We start from the raw sequence: 16859 nt of genomic DNA, 5'->3' as shown, positions 1-16859 counted from the left end.
CCGGACGTCTGACGGACCGGGTCGGCCGGGTCGCACCGTGGGCCGAGGCCGGCCCGGTCCCGCCGAGACCGGGCCGGCCACGGTCGCGCCCGCCGCTCAGCCGGCCAGCACCTCGGCGGCCGCCCGCTCACCGGCGCGCACCGCGCCCTCCAGGTAGCCGGTCCACCGGGTCGCCGTCTCGGTACCCGCCCAGTGCACCCGGCCCACCGGCGCCCGCAGCCGCGGGCCGTACGCGCTCCAGGCGCCGGGAGTGAGCGCGCCGCAGAAGCAGCCCCGCGTCCACTCCTGGGTCGTCCAGTCGTACTCGACGAGGTCGACGGGGTCACCGGCGCGTGGCCCGAGCACCGCGGCGAACGCGTCCAACAGGCACCGGCGACGCTGCTCGGGTGACATCTCGCGCAGCACCGCGGCGTCCGAGGCGTAGCTGAACCCGGTCAACACCCCGAGCGGCGAGGTCGGCGTGGAGTTGTCGACCGTCTCGGTGAGCGGACCGGTGGTGCTGGTGGACACCCCGGAGAACCCGTCGGCGCGCCAGAACGGCTCCGGGTAGACGGCGTGCACCTTCAGCGCCGAACCCATCGGCATCCGCTGGGTCAACCCGTCGCGCTGCGCGGGCAGCGGCGGGGCGTACCAGATCCGGCCCGCCAGCGTCGGGGGCAGCGCGACCACCAGGAAGTCGCCGTCCACGCGCCCGGTGTCGGTCCACGCCGTCACCCCGTCGACGTTCTGTTCGACGGCCCGCACCGGTGTGGCCAAGGTCAGCACTCCCGGCGGCAGGGCGGCGGCCATCCGTTCGGCCAGCGCCGGCGGGCCGCCCACGATCCGGTCCTGCTGCGCGCCGCCCGCCATCCCCAGCAGCGGCCCGGTCCCGCCGCCGCTGCGCAGGTAGAACAGCAGGTGCAACAACGACACCTCGTCCGCGCCGGTGGCCAGCAGCCCGCCGGCGAGCACCCGCCCCAGGTAGTCGGCGGTGTCGTCGTCCCCGGCGGTGGCACGCAGCCAGCCGCCGAGGACCGTCCGGTCCCACTGCCCGGCCTCCGGCGCCTGCCAGGGCGCGGCCGGGTCCAGCCGGGCGGCGTACTCGTCGAGCAGGCCGAGGACCCGGGCAGCCTGCGCCGGCGGCTCGGCTCGGCGCTCGCCGGCCCAGAGCACCGTGGGCGCGCCGAACGCCGCCGACGCGAACGTGGTCAGCCCGTGCTCGGCGACCAGTGCGTACATCCGGTCCTGCGTCGGGCCGATCCACTGCGCGCCCAGGTCGAGTTGGGTGACGTCGGGCAGCCAACGGGTCAACACCCGACCGCCGACCCGGTCGCGGGCCTCCAGCAGTCGCACCTGGGCGCCGGCACGGGTGAGTGCCAGCGCGGCGGCGAGCCCGGAGAAACCGGCGCCGACCACGACCACCCGCAAGGCGTCAGCCACGCCGGGGTCTACCCACAACTGTCGTCGCTATGACTGTCGCTCCGGTCCCGGCATCGGCGGACGCGACCCCTGTCCTTCGTCCTTTGCTCTGCACCCACCGATGCGACACCCGGCCCGCGCCCCCGTCGCCTCCGCAGGTGCAGAGCAAAGGGCGCATCACCGCCGGGTTCGGTTCGGGTGCCGAGAATCTTCTGCCGACCTGTCGATTGGGACGGCGGCCGATCGTATGGAGGATGAGAGGTCGGCGAGCGGCCGGCCGCCCCGCGAGGAGGAACGATGACGTTGTACCTGCTCAGCCTTCACCAGCCCCAGGGCGAGCTGCCACCGGACCCGGAGTTCCTGGCCGGGGTGATGCGCCAGCTCGCCGGTTTCCGCGACGAGTTGGCCTCCACCGGGTCGTGGGTGTTCGGGCAGGGCCTGCACGGCCCGGAGAGCGCCACCGTGCTGCGCGCCCGCGAGGGCGGCGAGGTGCTGGTCACCGACGGACCGTTCGTGGAGGGCAAGGAGTACCTGGGCGGCATCACCATCATCGACGTGCCGGACCTGGACGCCGCGCTGGACTGGGGTCGCCGCTACGCGCTGGCGACCACCCTGCCGGTCGAGGTGCGCCCCTTCCAGGGCGGGGCCGGCGACTGACCGTGTCCGACGTGGGGGCGGTGTTCCGCGCGGAGTACGGCCGCGCGGTCGCCGTCCTGGTCCGCCTCCTCGGCGACATCGACCTCGCCGAGGAGGCCGTCCAGGAGGCCTTCGTCATCGCGGTGCGCCGGTGGGCGCGAAACGGCCCACCACCCAGCCCGGCCGGGTGGATCATCACCACCGCCCGCAACCGGGCCATCGACCGGCGGCGTCGGGAGGCGTCCCGGGCGCACCGGCACGCCGAGGCGGCCCTGCTGTTCGCCGCCGACCCACCCGTCGAGGAGGGACCTGTGCGCGACGACCAGCTGCGGCTGATCTTCACCTGCTGCCATCCGGCGCTCGCCCCGAACGCTCGGGTCGCGCTCACCCTGCGACTGCTCGGCGGCCTGAGCACCGCCGAGATCGCCCGCGCCTTCCTCGTGCCGGAGCCGACGATGGCGCAGCGGCTGGTCCGCGCCAAGTCGAAGATCCGCAACGCGGGGATCCCGTACCGGGTGCCCCGCGACGCCGATCTGCCCGACCGGCTGCACGGCGTCCTCGCGGTGCTCTACCTGATCTTCAACGAGGGGTACACGGCCAGCGCCGGCCCGCACCTGGTCCGCGTCGAGCTGTGCGCCGAGGCGATCCGGCTGGCCCGGTTGCTGGTCGCCCTGATGCCCGACGAGCCGGAGGCGATCGGCCTGCTCGCCCTGATGCTGCTCACCGAGTCCCGCCGTGGGGCGCGGACCACCGCCACCGGCGACCTGGTGCCGCTGCCCCGCCAGGACCGCGGCCGGTGGGACACCGGGCTGATCGCCGAGGGGCAGGCGCTGGTCCGCCGCTGCCTGCGCCGCGACCGGCCCGGGCCGTACCAGATCCAGGCCGCGATCGCCGCCGTGCACAGCGCCGCGGGGCGCGCCGCCGTCACCGACTGGGCGCAGATCCTTGCGCTGTACGACCAGCTCACGGCGGTCGCCCCCGGCCCGGTGGTGGCGCTGAACAGGGCCGTCGCGCTCGCCGAGGTGGCCGGTGCGGCGGTGGCGCTGGCCGAGGTGGACCGCCTCGATCTTCCCGGCTTCCACGTCTACCACGTGGTCCGCGCCGACCTGCTGGCGCGCCTCGGCCGGGGCGGGGAGGCCGTCGAGGCGTACCGGACAGCCGTCGCCCTGACGGACAACGCGGCGGAACGGGCCTTTCTCACCGCCCGCGCGACGGCCCTGGCGACGCCCTGACGGGGCGTTTGCCGCAGAGGTGGTCGGGAACCCCGACGCACCGGCCGGCCGCAGCAGGGGATGGGGAGGGGTCATGGCCTACCGTCCGACCGCCGTCGACACCGCGCCCGACCTGTCCACCCTCACGCTCGGCGTGGAGGAGGAGTACCTGCTGCTCGACCCGGACAGCGGCCGGAACCTGCCGGTCGCCGACCGGGTGCTCGCCGCGCTGAGCGGCACCGCCCGCGACCAGAGCCGCCAGGAGTTCCGGCACAGCATGGTGGAGATGGTCACCCCGGTCTGCGCCGACCTCACCGAGCTGCGCGCGCACCTGGTGGCGCTGCGCCGCTCCGCCGCCGAGGCCGCCACGGCGGCCGGGGCCCGACTGGTGGCGGTCGGCGCCACCCCGGTGGCCGAACCGCACCGGACCGTCCCCGACGAACCGCGCTACCACGCGATGTCCCGCCGGTACGGGCCGGTGGCGCACGACCCGGCGGTGTGCGGCTGCCACGTGCACGTGGGGCTGCCCGACCGGGAACTGGCCGTGCAGGTCTGCAACCATCTGCGGGTGTGGCTGCCGGTGGTGCAGGCGATCACCACCAACTCCCCGCTGCACGACGGGTACGACACCGGGCACGCCAGCTGGCGCTCCATGCAGTTGGAGCGGTGGCCCAGCATCGGCCCGACGCCGTACTTCGACTCCGCCGCCGACTACGACCGCACCGTCGACGAGCTGATCGCCGCCGGCATCATGCTCGACGCGGGGATGGTCTACTGGTACGCCCGGCCGTCGTCGGCGTACCCCACGGTGGAGGTGCGGGTCGGCGACGTCTGCACCGAGGTGGACGACGCGGTGCTGGTCGCCGCGCTGGTCCGGTCCCTGGTGGCCACCCTCGCCGACGACGTCCGCGCCGGGGTCGACGCTCCGAACGTCCGGGACTGCCTGGTCGCCGCGGCGCACTGGCGAGCGGCCCACGACGGCCTCGACGGCGAGCTGATCGACCTGCGGGCCGGCGGCACCCGCCCGGCCTGGGCGCTCGTCGACGAACTGATGGCGGTGATCGCGCCGGCTCTGCTGCGCCACGGCGACCTGGGGTACGTGTTGGCGCAGCTCGCCCGGCTCCGCCGGGACGGCACCGGCGCGACCCGGCAGCGGCAGGTGCTGGAGCGCGACGGGGACCTGCGCCTGGTCCTCGACGACCTGATCAGCCGCACCGCCGCCAGCTGACCGCCCGCCCAGGGCGGCGGGACGACGGTTCAAGTGATCCCGTGCGTCTGCAGCCACAGCTCCAGCAGGCCGAGCTGCCACAGCTTGTTGCTGCCGGCCGCCGCCTGCGCCCGGTCCGGCTCGGCGAGCAGATGAGCCACGTACTCCGGGCGGAACAGTCCCCGCTCGCGGGCGACCGGCGCCTGCAACGCCTCGGCGACCATCTCGCGCACCGGGCCGTCCACGTTGCGCAGCGCCGGCACCGGAAAGTAGCCCTTGGGCCGGTCGATCACCTCGGCGGGCAGCACCTCCCGGGCCACCTCCTTGAGCACGCCCTTGCCGCCCTGGGCGACCTTGTGCTCCGGTGGGCAGTGCGCGGCCAGGGTAACCAGATCCTGGTCGAGGAAGGGTGTACGCACCTCCAGCCCCCACGCCATGCTCATGCTGTCCACCCGCTTGACCGGGTCGTCGGGGAGCATCAGGTGGGTGTCCAGGCGCAGCACGGCGTCCAGCGCGGTCTGCGCCCCGGGCGCGCCGAGGTGCCCGGTGAGCAGGTCCCGGCTGGCGTCCTGCTCCAGCGCGTACGCCGGGCCGACGATGCGGCGCAGCTCGTCGTGGTCGCGGTCGAAGAACGCCGCGGCGAACGTCTCGGCGGCACCGTGCCGGGGCGCGTCGACCAGTGGCTGGTGGTAGCCGTAGCCGGCGAACACCTCGTCGGCCCCCTGCCCCGACTGGGCCACCTTCACGTGTTGCGCCACCTGTTCGGAGAGCAGGTGGAAGGCGACCACGTCGTGGCTGCCCATCGGCTCGGTCATCGCCAGCACGGCCCGTCGGACGGCGGGCACCAGGTCGCCGTCGGCCAGTCGGATCCGGTGGTGGTCGGTGTCGAACGCGCGGGCCACCAGGTCCGAGTAGTGGAACTCGTCGCCGGACTCGCCGCCGTGGCTGTCGAAGCCGATGCTGAACGTGCGCAGGTGCCGCTGGCCGGCCTCGGCGAGCAGCGCCACGATGAGGCTGGAGTCCAGTCCGCCGGACAGCAGCACCCCCACCGGCACGTCGGCGACCAGGCGTCGGCGTACCGCCGCGCGCAACGCGTCGCCGATCGCGGTCCGCCAGTCTGCGGCGTCCATCCCCGCGTCGGCGGGCTCGCGCACGTAGTCGGGCCGCCAGTAGACCTCCTCGCGGCTGCGTCCGTCCGCCTCGATGACCCGCACTGTGGCCGGCGGCAGCTTGCGCACGCCGCGCAGCACGGTGCGCGGAGCGGGCACGATGGAGTGCCAGGACAGGTAGTGGTGCAGCGCCACCGGGTCGATGCCGGTGTCCACGTCACCGGCGGCCAGCAGCGCGGGCAGGGTGGAGGCGAACCGGAGCCGCCCCGGTGTCTCGGCGAGGTAGAGCGGTTTGATGCCGAGCCGGTCGCGGGCCAGGATCAGCCGCCGCCGGGCCCGGTCGACCAGCCCGATCGCGAACATGCCGACCAGGTGGTCGACGAAACGTTCACCCCAGTGCGCGTACGCCACCAGGATCACCTCGGTGTCGCTGGTGGAGTGAAAGGCGTACCCGGCGTTCTGCAACTCCTCGCGCAGCTGCGGGTAGTTGTAGATGCAGCCGTTGAAGACCAGCGCCAGGCCCAGGTCGTCGCGGACCATCGGCTGCCCGCCGGCGTCGGACAGGTCGATGATGGTCAGCCGGCGGTGCCCGAGGGTCACCCAGCCGTCGGCGAACAGGCCCTCGTCGTCCGGACCGCGGGAGCGCATCGCCTCGGTCATCCGGGTGACCGCCGCCGCGTCGGGCGAGCGGCCGTCGAATCGCGCCTCCCCGCTGATCCCGCACATCAGGCGTTGCGGTGCTGGTCCAGGGCAGACATGGCCCCTCCTGTCAGGTCTCCCCGACTGGTGGTGGCGGGGCCCGGTGGGAACGGGGCCGCTGGCTACCCGCGCACCGGGCGGGCAAACCCGCAGGTGATCCCGCGCGCGGCTCAGTCGAGCAGGGTGCGCAGGATGCGGGCCAGCTCGTCGCGGTCGCTGTCGTTGAGGTGGCCGAAGAAACGGTCGGCCTCGGCCCGGCGGGCGGCCCGGATGGCGGTGCTGACCCGGTCGCCCTCCTCGGTGAGCGCGACCAGGGTCGCCCGCCGGTCGGCCGGGTCGGGCCGACGCTCGACCAGGCCACGGGTCTGCAGGTCGTCGACGACCTCGGTCGCCGAGCGCGGCGCGATGCGCAGGTGCTCGGCGAGGGTGCCGGGGCGCACCTCGCCGTGCCGGGTCAGCACGCGCAGCGCCCGGGACTGGCTGGGGGTGATGTCCCAGGGTGCCAGCGAGTCCCGGGCCTGCCGGCGCAGCCGGGACGCCACCGCCCAGAACGTCTCCGCCAGGCTCTCGTCGTCGGCGCTGTCGGCGGTGTGCTCGGTCACCGGAATACGGTAGCAGGAGATGTGGTTGCTCCCTCATGATGAGGTAACCTCAGCAATATCGCCGACGAAAGGCAGTGCCCCTTGGAACCCACCCCGATGGGCCGCGACCGCGGCCACCGCACCGTCAGCGCCGAAGAGAAGACGCAGGCCCGTCAGGTCTCCCTGCGCCGCATCGGCCGCCTGTTCACCCCCCACCGGCCCGCGCTGGCCGCCGTCACCGCGATCATCGTGGTCTCCTCGATCATCGCGATGGCCTCACCGTTCCTGCTGCGTGCCGTGATCGACCGGGCCCTGCCGCAGGGCGACGTGACGCTGCTGGTCTGGCTGGTCCTCGGCATGGTCGCCGTCGCGGCGGTCACCTCCGCCCTCGGCGTCGTGCAGACCTGGATCTCCACCCAGGTCGGCCAACGGGTCATGCACCGGCTGCGCACCGACGTCTTCAGCCACCTCCAGCGCCAGTCGCTGGGCTTCTTCACCCGCACCCGCACCGGCGAGGTGCAGTCCCGCATCACCAACGACATCGGCGGCATGCAGTCGGTGGTCACCTCCACCGCCACCGCCGTCGCGGCCAACCTCACCACGGTGGTCGCCACCGCCGTCGCCATGGTCGCGCTCTCCTGGCAGCTCTCCCTGGTCTCGCTCGTGGTGCTGCCGCCGGCCATCTGGCTGACCCGTCGGGTCGCCCGGATGCGTCGCGAGATCACCGCCCAGCGGCAACGCGAACTCGCCGACCTCAACGTCACCGTCGAGGAAGGGCTCTCGGTCAGCGGGGTGCACCTGGCCAAGACCCTCGGCACCGGCCCCGCGCTGATCGACCGGTTCACCGCCTCGTCGCAGCGACTGGTCGACCTGGAACTGCGCAGTGAGCTGGCCGGCCGCTGGCGGATGGCCTCGATGAGCATCATCTTCGCCGCCGTACCGGCGGTCATCTACCTCGCCGCCGGGCTGCCCGGCACCGCCGGGACGCTGAGCATCGGCACCCTGGTCGCCTTCACCGCCCTGCAGGGCGGCCTGTTCCGCCCGCTGATGGGCCTGCTCAACGTGGGCGTCTCGCTCACCGCGTCGCTGGCGCTGTTCGCCCGGATCTTCGAATACCTGGACCTGCCGGTCGACGTGGCCGACCCCGCCGACCCGGTCCGCCTCGACCCGGCCCGGGTGCGCGGTCACCTGCGCCTGGAGGACGTCACCTTCGGCTACCCGGGCAGCGACACCGCCGCCCTCGCCGGGATCACCCTGGACGTGCCCGCCGGCACCAGCCTCGCCCTGGTCGGCGAGACCGGCTCCGGCAAGAGCACCCTCGCCGGGCTGGTCAGCCGGCTGCACGACCCGACCGCCGGCCGGATCACCGTCGACGGCGTCGACCTGCGCGACCTGCGCCTGGCCGACCTGGCCGCGATCGTCGGCGTGGTCAGCCAGGAGACGTACCTGCTGCACGCCACGGTGCGGGAGAACCTGCGCTACGCCCGCCCGGACGCCACCGACGCCGAGATCGAGGACGCGACCCGCGCCGCCCAGATCCACGACCTGATCGCCGGGCTGCCCGACGGGTACGACACCATGGTCGGCTCGCGCGGGCACCGGTTCTCCGGCGGCGAGAAGCAGCGCCTGGCCATCGCCCGGACGCTGCTGCGGGACCCGCGCGTCCTGGTCCTCGACGAGGCCACCAGCGCGTTGGACACCGAGACCGAACGCGCCGTGCAGCGGGCGTTCGACGTGCTCGCCCGGGGCCGCACCACGATCACCATCGCGCACCGGCTCTCCACGATCCGCGACGCCGACCAGATCGCGGTGCTCGACCACGGCCGGATCGTCGAGGCCGGCACCCACGACAGCCTGCTGGACCGCAACGGCCGCTACGCCACCCTGGCGGCCTGACACCTGCCGGCCGGGCCCGGCTCACAACAATCTCAAAATGTTCTTGGAACTGTCTCGTTATGGCGCGGTCAGGTGCCGGTAGACGGTGGCCCGCGAGACACCCAGCGCGGTGGCGATGGCGTCCACCGAATGCGTGCCCGCCTCGTGCATCCGCCGGGCCGCCTCGACCTGCTCCCGACCCAGCGCCGGAGGTCGTCCCGGCCGCCGCCGGCCGCCGCCGGGGGACACGGCCGGCGGGCCCCCGAGAACCGCTGCCGCGTCCGCCGGCGGCCCGTCCGTCCGGGTCGCGCCCGTCGAGGTCGCGCCTGTCGGGGTCGCGCCCGTCAGCGCCCCGTCCGTCGGGGTCGGCGTGACGAGCAGGCGGCGTACGCCGTCGAGCATGTCGGCGCGCAGCACCTCGTCCGACACGTCGGTGAAGAAGACGATCGGATCGCTGCAGGCTGCCACCGCCTGCACCGCCCGGACCCGCTCCCGACGTCCGGCGTCCGGCCCCGCGATGAGGTCGTTGGCCCGCATCGCGATCACCATCAGCCGGTGGTACGTGTCGCCCCGGCCGACCAGTGCGATGTCGTGGAAGAGCATGCCGAGTGGCCGGCGGTGGGCGAGCATGACGTCCACCCAGCCCTCCAGCACCATCCACCGGGCCTGGTCGGTCGGCTGTCCCTGGGCGGCGTCGAGCAACCTCTCCAGGTCGGCCAGCAGTGGCTCGATCAGGGCGGCGAGCAGATGCTCCTTGGCCGGGAAGTGGTACAGGATCGCGGTCTTGGTGAGCCGTAACCGCTCGCCGATCTGACGCAGCGAGGTGCGCTGGTAGCCGTGTTCGGCGAACAGGTCGAGCGCGGCGCGCAGGATCCGGGTGCGGGTGTCGTCCGCGGGATCGGCGGTCATGCCGGCCAGCCTAGCGACGTCCTGACCGGTGGGCACTATCACCGTTGATTCCACTGACCAACGGTCAGTACAGTGAGGGCGGTCGACGAAGCAGTCAACGGCAGGAGGGGCCATGCCCGTCATCTCCATCGGCAACCTGGTCAAGACGTTCGGCGCCATCCGGGCGCTCGACGGGCTGGACCTGCACGTCGAGCGGGGGGAGGTGCACGGCTTCCTCGGCCCCAACGGCTCGGGAAAGTCCACCACCATCCGCATCCTGCTCGGGCTGCTCCGCCGCGACTCCGGCGAAGCGCAGGTGCTCGGCGCCGACCCGTGGCGCGACGCGGTCCGCCTGCACCGCCGGCTGGCGTACGTGCCGGGAGACGTCAGCCTCTGGCCCAACCTCACCGGCGGGGAAGCCATCGACCTGCTCGGTCAGCTGCGCGGCGGCCTCGACCGGCGCCGCCGCGACGAGTTGCTGCACCGCTTCGACCTGGACCCGACCCGCCGCTGCCGCACCTACTCCAAGGGCAACCGGCAGAAGGTCGCCATCGTCGCCGCCTTCTCCTCCCCGGTGGAGCTGTACGTGCTCGACGAACCGACCTCCGGTCTCGACCCCCTGATGGAGGCGGTGTTCCAGGACGAGGTCCGGCGGGTCAAGCAGGCCGGCGCCACCGTGCTGCTGTCCAGTCACGTGCTCGCCGAGGTCGAGGCGCTCTGCGACCGGGTCAGCATCATCCGCGAGGGCCGCACCGTCGAATCCGGCACCCTCACCGAGCTGCGCCACCTCACCCGCACGGCGGTGACCGTCGAGACCGCCCGCCCGGTCACCGGCCTGGACGCGCTCCCCGGCGTGCACGACGTGCACGAGGTCGACGGCCGCACCCACCTGGAAGTGGAGCCCGCCCACCTCGACGAACTGCTCGGGCACCTCATCGGCTTCGGCGTCCGCGCGCTGACCAGCACGCCACCCACCCTGGAACAGCTCTTCCTGCGCCACTACGGCGACGACCCGGCCGCCGCCGCCTCGGACGCCGGTGCCTCGGGCGGTCCCGCCGCTGGGGCCTCGGACGCTCCGGACGCTGGGGCCTCGGACGCCGATGCGCCCGCTGAAGCCCGGCAGGGCGGTGCCCGGTGAGCGCCCTCACCGGCACGACCCGGCTGGCCCGGCTCGTCCTGCGCCGCGACCGGATCCGCCTCGCCATCTGGGTCCTCGGCACACCCCTGCTCGGCTACGCCCTCGCCGGCAGCGTCGCCGGCATCTACCCCGACCAGGAGGCCCGGCTCGGTTACGCCACCACCTCGGCGTCCAGCCTGGTCGCCCGCGCCTTCAACGGCCCCATCCACGGCACCGACCTCGGTGCGGTGGTGGTCGCCGAGACGTACGTGACACTGGCCCTGATCGTCGCGCTGCTGAGCACCTTCGCGGTGACCCGGCACACCCGCCAGAACGAGGAGACCGGCCGCGCCGAACTGCTCGGCGCCAACGTCGTCGGCCGGTACGCGCCGCTGACCGCCGCGCTGCTCGTCATCGTCGCCGCGAACGCAGTGGCCGCCGCGCTGCTCGCGGTCGCGCTGGTCGGCGCCGGTCTGCCGCTCGCCGGTTCCGTCGCGGCAGCGGCAGCGATCGGCGGCGTCGGGGTCGCCTTCACCGCGATCGCCGCCGTCACCGCCCAACTCTCCGTCACCGCGCGCGGCGCCAACGCGCTCGCCGCCGCCACCGTCGGGCTCTCCTTCGTGCTGCGCGCCGCCGGCGACGTGCTCGGCGAGCAGAGCGCCGACGGCACCCGGGTCCGCAGCGCCTGGCCGTCGTGGATCTCCCCGCTCGGCTGGGGCAACCAGGTCCGCGCCTTCGACGGCGAACGCTGGTGGGTGCTCGCCCTGCCCGTCGCACTGCTCCTCGTCGGGGTGGCGCTGGCGTACGCCCTCGCCGAGCGACGCGACCAGGGCGCCGGGCTGATCGCCCCCCGACGCGGCCCGGCGACCGGCGCGCCACTGCTGCTCAGCCCCACCGGGCTGGCCTGGCGGACGCAGCGCGGCACCCTGCTCGGCTGGGCCGTCGGGGTGGCCGCGCTCGGCCTGCCCATGGGTGTCGCCGCCGACGAGTTCAACGACATGATCGACGCGAACCCGGCCGCCGCCGAAGCGATAAACGCGATGGGCGGCGGGGACGACCTGATCAAGGCGTACCTGACCGCGATGCTCGGCCTCTTCGCGCTGACCATCGGCGCGTACGTCGTGCAGGCCCTGCTCCGGGTCCGCGGCGACGAGGCCGACGGGGTGTTGGAGGCCGCCCTCGCCACGGCGGTCAGCCGCACCCGCTGGCTCGGCACCCAGGTGCTCGCCGCGACGCTCGGCGCGGTCGCCCTGCTGCTGCTCGCCGGCGTGACCACCGGCCTCGGCTACGGCATCGTCATCGGCGACCCGATCGGGCAGGCCGTCGAGCTGGGCGGCGCCGCGCTGCTGCGCCTGCCCGCCCTGCTCGTGGTCGCCGGGGTGGTGACCGCGCTCTTCGGGCTGCTGCCCCGCTGGTCGGTGATGCTGTCCTGGACGGCGCTGCTGGTCTTCCTGCTCCTCGGGCAGCTCGGCGCGGTGCTGGAGCTGCCGCAGGCCGCGCTCAACGTCTCGCCGTACACCCATGTGCCGGCCGTGCCCGCCGTCCACCCGGCGGCGCTTCCCCTGCTCGTGCTGGCGGCGGTGGCCGCGGCCCTGCTCGCCGTCGGCGTGGCCGCCTTCCGCCACCGCGACGTCCCGTCCTGAGCGGGCGTCTCTTGATCGTTGGCGGCCCAGCGACTCGGCACGCCGAGGCTGGCCCCGCTGAGCTGCCACCGATCACCTGACCTAGCACACCTGGGCCTTCGGCGGGCGTTGTGCACAGGGTGGCGGCTGTCCACAGGGGGTCTGCTGGTGTGGTTGCGGAGGGCTCGGGTGGGGCTTCACCGTTCAGTGCGTGAACGTGGTGCTTCGGGAACTCGTGGAGCTTGGGGCGGGGCTGGTGACGCTCGGGGCAGCCGGGCAGGTGGTGCCGTCGTGGACTCTCCAGCGGGCCTGTCGTAACGGCGAACTGGTACGGGTGCTGCCCGAGGTGTTCGTGGCGGCGCACGTCGTCGGTGGGCGACCCGGCGCACCGGTTCTGAGTCGACTCGACCCTGTCGTGAGTCTGCGGGCGGCTCTCGCCTGGGCCGGCGGAAACGGCGCGCTCAGTCATCTCAGTGCGCTCGCCGTGTGGGGGTTGCGTACGGAGCTGGTTGGTGACCTCGTGCACCTGAGCACACCGGCGGGTGCGAGCCTGCGGACCCGGCCCGGGGTGATCGTGCATCGACGCCGCGGCCTGACCATCGAGCCGCCGCAGGTGGTCGTCCGGCGAGACATGACAGTCACCCGCCTCGAACAGGCCCTTGTGGACTCGTGGCCGATGCTGCCGCCCGCCGAGCGGCGGGCGCCGGTAATCCGAGCGGTCAACGACTGGCTGACCACCCCCGAACGGCTGTCGGCGGCACTGGAGCGGGTGCCGAAGCTGATCGACCGGGCGGCGTTTCGGCATCTGCTGACGAAGCTTGCCGACGGCTGCCGCAGCCCGTTGGACATCTGGGGACACGAGCGCGTCTTCACCTGTCCCGCAATGCCGGCGTTCCGCCGACAGGTGCCGGTCCGTGTCGGGCGGCGCACGGTCTACCTCGACATGTTCGCGGAGCGGGAACGGGTCAACATCGAACTCGACGGCGCCACCACCCACGACAGCCCTGGTCAGCGGGAGTTCGATCTGCGCCGCGACGCCCAACTGGCGGCCATCGGGATCCTGGTGGTCCGCTTCGCCCACCGCCGCCTCGTGCACGAGATCGACGAGGTGCGCCGGGAAACCCTCGCCATCCTGGCGACCCGGCGAACCTGACGGCGGTCTGCCGCGGGTGGGGTGTCCTGGCGGGCGCGGGTCGACCACAATCGTGCGGTGCGCCGTCGCGGGTGGAAGTGGGGTTCGCTGGGTGTGGTGGCCGCGCTGGCCGTCGGCGGTACGGCGTGGGTGTGGCTGCGGTACGACTTCGAGAAGGTCAACTGGAGCTGGGGCGTCGTCGCCGGGGTCATCGCCGTCTACGTCCTGCTGGACCAACTCTTCCGCGGCGCAACGGCGGGTCTCGCCGAGGCCGCCGCGCACCGGCGCGCCGCCGCCGACGAACTCGTGGAGCTGATCCGACGCGACCCGACCGACGAGGCGCTGCTGCGGACCGTCGACGAGCCGTACCCACTGCCGGTGCGGTGGCGCACCGCCCCCGACCGGTTCCTCCCCTCCTGGCGGGCCATCGGCCGATCCAGCGCCGCCGTGCCGGTGGACCTCGCCGGCGGCAACGGGACACTGTGGAGCTGCTACCGGCGCGTCCCCTCCGGTCGGCTGCTGCTGTTGGGGCCGGCCGGCTCCGGCAAGTCGATCCTCGCGCTGCGGATGGCCCGGGAGCTGCCCGTGCACCGCGAGCCGGACGCGCCCGTCCCGGCGCTGGTCGCCGCCGACTCCTGGGATCCCGACCGGGAGGGCTTCCACGACTGGCTGGTCGACCGGATCGCCCGGCGCTACCCGCAGCTCGCGGCCGGCCACCCGCGCCGCGACGCCGTGCTGCGCGACCTCATCGAGACCGACCTGGTGGTATCCGTCCTCGACGGACTGGACGAGGTGCCCGAGGACCGGCTGATCGCCTGCCTGGACGAGCTGAACGCGCTGCCGACGCAGCGGTTCGTCCTCACCTGCCGCACCTCGGTCTACGAGCGTTACCTGACCCAGGGGGAGAAGCTGCGCGGCACCGCCGTGGTCATGCTCGAACCGCCGGCGCCCGCCGAGGTCGCCGACTACCTGGTGGACGCGGCCCCGCTGCACCAGGTCGACAACTGGACCGCCGTCGCCACCACGCTCGGGGACGCCCCCCAGCTGACCGCCGCGCTCTCCACCCCCCTGATGGTGGCGATGGCCCGCAGCGCCTTCGACCAGGCGGGCACCGATCCCCGGGACCTCGTGCCGCTGGCGCGGGAGCGGGGCCAACGTTCCGTCGAGGACGACCTGCTGACCAGGGCCGTGGACGCCGCGCTGCGCTCCCGTCGCGGCTCCCAGGGGCTGCGGCGCTGGGAACCCCACACCGCCCGGCGCTACCTGACGTTCCTCGCCGCGCACCTGGAGTCGCTCGACGTCAGGGAGTTCCGTTGGTGGCAGTTGGCGAGCGCGCAGCCCGGCCCGTTCTGGGCGCTCGTCGCCGGTGTGCGTACCGCGGCGGCGGTGTGGTTGGCGTTGACCCTCTCCGCGGACGCTCTCACGGCGACGGCGCAGTTGGTGACCCACCCACCGACCCGCAACCTCCTCGACGACCTGGTCCGCGGGACGGACGCCCTGGCGATCACGGCCTTCCTGCTGGCCGGGGTCGTGGCGCTGGTCGGTGGCTCGGGTTGGGCCGGTCGAGAGACACCCCGGCGGGTGGCGTTCGTCGGTGGTCTCCGGGCGTTTCGCGACGGGCTGCTCGATGGGCTGTCCGGCGGCGCCATCCTGGCACTGTTCACCTACGGCTTCCTCACGGCCTTCGCGCCCAAGGCTCAACTGATCGCGTTGGTGGACCGCGTGCCGGGGTTGCCACAGTGGCCCGACCCGGTCCGGGTCGCCGTCATGGTCGGCCTGCTCGGTGGGGCGTTCCGAGCGGTCCGCGCCGGACTCCGGGTGGACGTCGCCGCGCCGGCCCCCGAACTCGGGGCGACCAGTGTGGTCGAGACCGTCGAAGCCGATCGGGCCGCCAGCGTCGCCTCCGCGCTGGTCAGCGCCGCCACCGGCGTCCTTCGGCTGCTCGTCGTCGTCGCGGCGCTGCGTCTCACCGGGGTGCTGTCCGCCGTACCGCCGCTGCCGGCGCTGGTCTGGGCCGGGGTGGGGCTCGGGCTGGGCTGGTGGCTACACCGGCGCGGGGGTGGGGCGTGGATGCGCTTCGCGCTCACCCGTGCCGCCCTCGCCGTCCGTGGCCGCACGCCCCACCGGCTGCTCGCCTTCCTGGCGTACGCGGAGACCGTCGGCCTGCTGCGCGACGGCGCGGGCGCCTACCGGTTCCGGCACGGACGCCTGCAGAGCCGACTCGCCGCGGGGTCGGTGAGCGCCCGACGGGGCAGCCGGCTGCGCGAGGAGTTCGGCGTCGAGCTTGCCGGCGCCGGCTACTGGCCGGAGGCGTTCGGCGTCTTCGCCGACGTCACGCAGGCGCGGGCGGCGAGCATCGGGCACGCCGACGACCTCACCGTGGCGGCGCTGCGTCGCGCGCTGCTTGCCGGGGCGGCGGCGGGGGAATGGACCCGGCTGGCGAGCCTGCTGGCGCTCATCCCACCACCGAGCGAGCCGACGCCGTCGGTGGTGCAGCGACAGCGGCTCGCCCAGCTGATCGCCGACGACGCGCCGGTGACCGAGCTGATCGCCGCGGCCGAGGAGCTGGACCGGGCGGCCACCGGCGTCACGCCGGATCTCGCTTCCGTGACCCGCCCGGCAGCGCACGGGGTGCGGGAGTTCCTGGCCGTCCTGCACCACGTCAACGGGGACGTCGAAGCGGCGCGCACCCACCTGGACCTGTTGCGCGCCGCCGCCGACCAGGACGTCGGGGAGCCGGCACCTGTCGGTGCCGGCCTGCTCGCCAGCATGCTCGTCGACGCGGGTGAACCCGCCTCGGCCCTGGTCGTCTGCCATCACGAGCTGCTCCTCGCCGACGAACCGCCGGACCGGGTCGACCTGCTGCTGCTCGCCGAGACGTGGCGCTGGTCGGTCGAGGTGATGCGCCGCAACACCGACGAACAGGCCGAACTGCGCCGCCGCATCCGGGCGGTGCTGGCCGGACGGCGTGACCAGCCACGGCGGATCGAGCTGGGCCGACGCGAGGTCGCCGAGGTGGGACTTCAGCTGTGCCACGCCGTGATCGAGCACCAGACGTTGGGTCCGCTCGCGGTCGCCGCGTCCCGACGGCTGGTCGCCGTCCTCGCCGAGCCGGCCATCGTGGTGCAGACCGTCAACCGCAGCGCCCCCATGTGGTACGACGGCTGACAGAGCGTCACCAACCGGGTGGGCAGCGCACGCGTTGCAGATGTGGGCTTGGACGGGGAGACCTCCGGTGCGGTCCGCCACTGGAAGATCGAGGACAGCGAATTGACAGTGCGGGAATTACTGTCTCGACATGGCACCGTCCATTCCCAGAAGTGTCAGTGCGAAAGACGTTGCCGACCCACTGAGCGGCCGTATCGGCGGAGGGTCGACGCTGCC

Annotated in this window: 11 protein-coding genes and 1 pseudogene; 8 read left to right on the top strand and 4 right to left on the bottom strand. The window is 73.8% G+C overall.

The features are described 5' to 3' along the window. Positions 1-96 precede the first annotated feature (96 nt). On the bottom strand, positions 97-1419 hold the full coding sequence (locus QCZ28_RS07125; protein WP_279515788.1) for an FAD-dependent oxidoreductase: 1323 nt from the start codon (positions 1417-1419) through the stop codon (positions 97-99). Positions 1420-1695: 276 nt separating this feature from the next. Here QCZ28_RS07125 and QCZ28_RS07120 point away from each other — a divergent pair, with 276 nt between their 5' ends. The 3 genes from QCZ28_RS07120 to QCZ28_RS07110 all read left to right on the top strand — a co-directional run bounded on the left by QCZ28_RS07120 (position 1696) and on the right by QCZ28_RS07110 (position 4473). Continuing rightward, on the top strand, positions 1696-2055 hold the full coding sequence (locus QCZ28_RS07120; protein WP_279515787.1) for a YciI family protein: 360 nt from the start codon (positions 1696-1698) through the stop codon (positions 2053-2055). 2 nt (positions 2056-2057) lie between these two features. Beyond that, positions 2058-3266 carry an RNA polymerase sigma factor gene (locus tag QCZ28_RS07115; RefSeq protein ID WP_279515786.1) on the top strand — a complete coding sequence of 403 codons (1209 nt, stop codon included), beginning with the start codon at positions 2058-2060 and terminating at the stop codon, positions 3264-3266. 73 nt (positions 3267-3339) lie between these two features. Then, entirely contained in the window at positions 3340-4473 is a 1134-nt protein-coding gene (locus QCZ28_RS07110) for a glutamate--cysteine ligase (protein ID WP_279515785.1), read from the top strand. Positions 4474-4502: 29 nt separating this feature from the next. Here QCZ28_RS07110 and QCZ28_RS07105 read toward each other — a convergent pair whose 3' ends face one another. Continuing rightward, entirely contained in the window at positions 4503-6287 is a 1785-nt protein-coding gene (locus QCZ28_RS07105) for an N-acetylglutaminylglutamine amidotransferase (protein WP_279515784.1), read from the bottom strand. 143 nt (positions 6288-6430) lie between these two features. Further along, a complete protein-coding gene (locus QCZ28_RS07100) occupies positions 6431-6862 on the bottom strand; it encodes a MarR family winged helix-turn-helix transcriptional regulator (RefSeq protein WP_279515783.1) in 432 nt (143 codons plus the stop codon). 96 nt (positions 6863-6958) lie between these two features. Between QCZ28_RS07100 and QCZ28_RS07095 the strand changes: the two genes are divergently transcribed. Next, positions 6959-8737: an ABC transporter ATP-binding protein gene (locus QCZ28_RS07095; RefSeq protein ID WP_279515857.1), complete on the top strand. Its 1779-nt coding sequence runs from the start codon at positions 6959-6961 to the stop codon at positions 8735-8737. Positions 8738-8794: 57 nt separating this feature from the next. Here QCZ28_RS07095 and QCZ28_RS07090 read toward each other — a convergent pair whose 3' ends face one another. Beyond that, positions 8795-9625 carry a TetR family transcriptional regulator gene (locus QCZ28_RS07090; RefSeq protein ID WP_279515782.1) on the bottom strand — a complete coding sequence of 277 codons (831 nt, stop codon included), beginning with the start codon at positions 9623-9625 and terminating at the stop codon, positions 8795-8797. Positions 9626-9737: 112 nt separating this feature from the next. On the opposite strand from QCZ28_RS07090, the pseudogene QCZ28_RS07085 reads away from it, so the two are divergent. The 4 genes and pseudogenes from QCZ28_RS07085 to QCZ28_RS07070 all read left to right on the top strand — a co-directional run. After that, positions 9738-10646, top strand: a pseudogene (locus QCZ28_RS07085) (ABC transporter ATP-binding protein); the annotation flags it as partial. A gap of 92 nt (positions 10647-10738) precedes the next feature. Continuing rightward, positions 10739-12364, top strand: a complete 1626-nt coding sequence (locus tag QCZ28_RS07080) for an anibiotic ABC transporter (RefSeq protein WP_279515781.1) — start codon at positions 10739-10741, stop codon at positions 12362-12364. Between the two features lie 190 nt (positions 12365-12554). Then, a complete protein-coding gene (locus QCZ28_RS07075) occupies positions 12555-13496 on the top strand; it encodes a DUF559 domain-containing protein (protein ID WP_279515780.1) in 942 nt (313 codons plus the stop codon). Between the two features lie 57 nt (positions 13497-13553). Beyond that, a complete protein-coding gene (locus QCZ28_RS07070; protein WP_279515779.1) occupies positions 13554-16643 on the top strand; it encodes a hypothetical protein in 3090 nt (1029 codons plus the stop codon). The last annotated feature ends 216 nt before the right edge of the window (positions 16644-16859 follow it).

This window comes from Micromonospora sp. DH14, from assembly GCF_029809455.1.
Lineage (GTDB): Bacteria > Actinomycetota > Actinomycetes > Mycobacteriales > Micromonosporaceae > Micromonospora > Micromonospora parva.
This window is presented reverse-complemented; position numbering and strand designations above follow the sequence as displayed.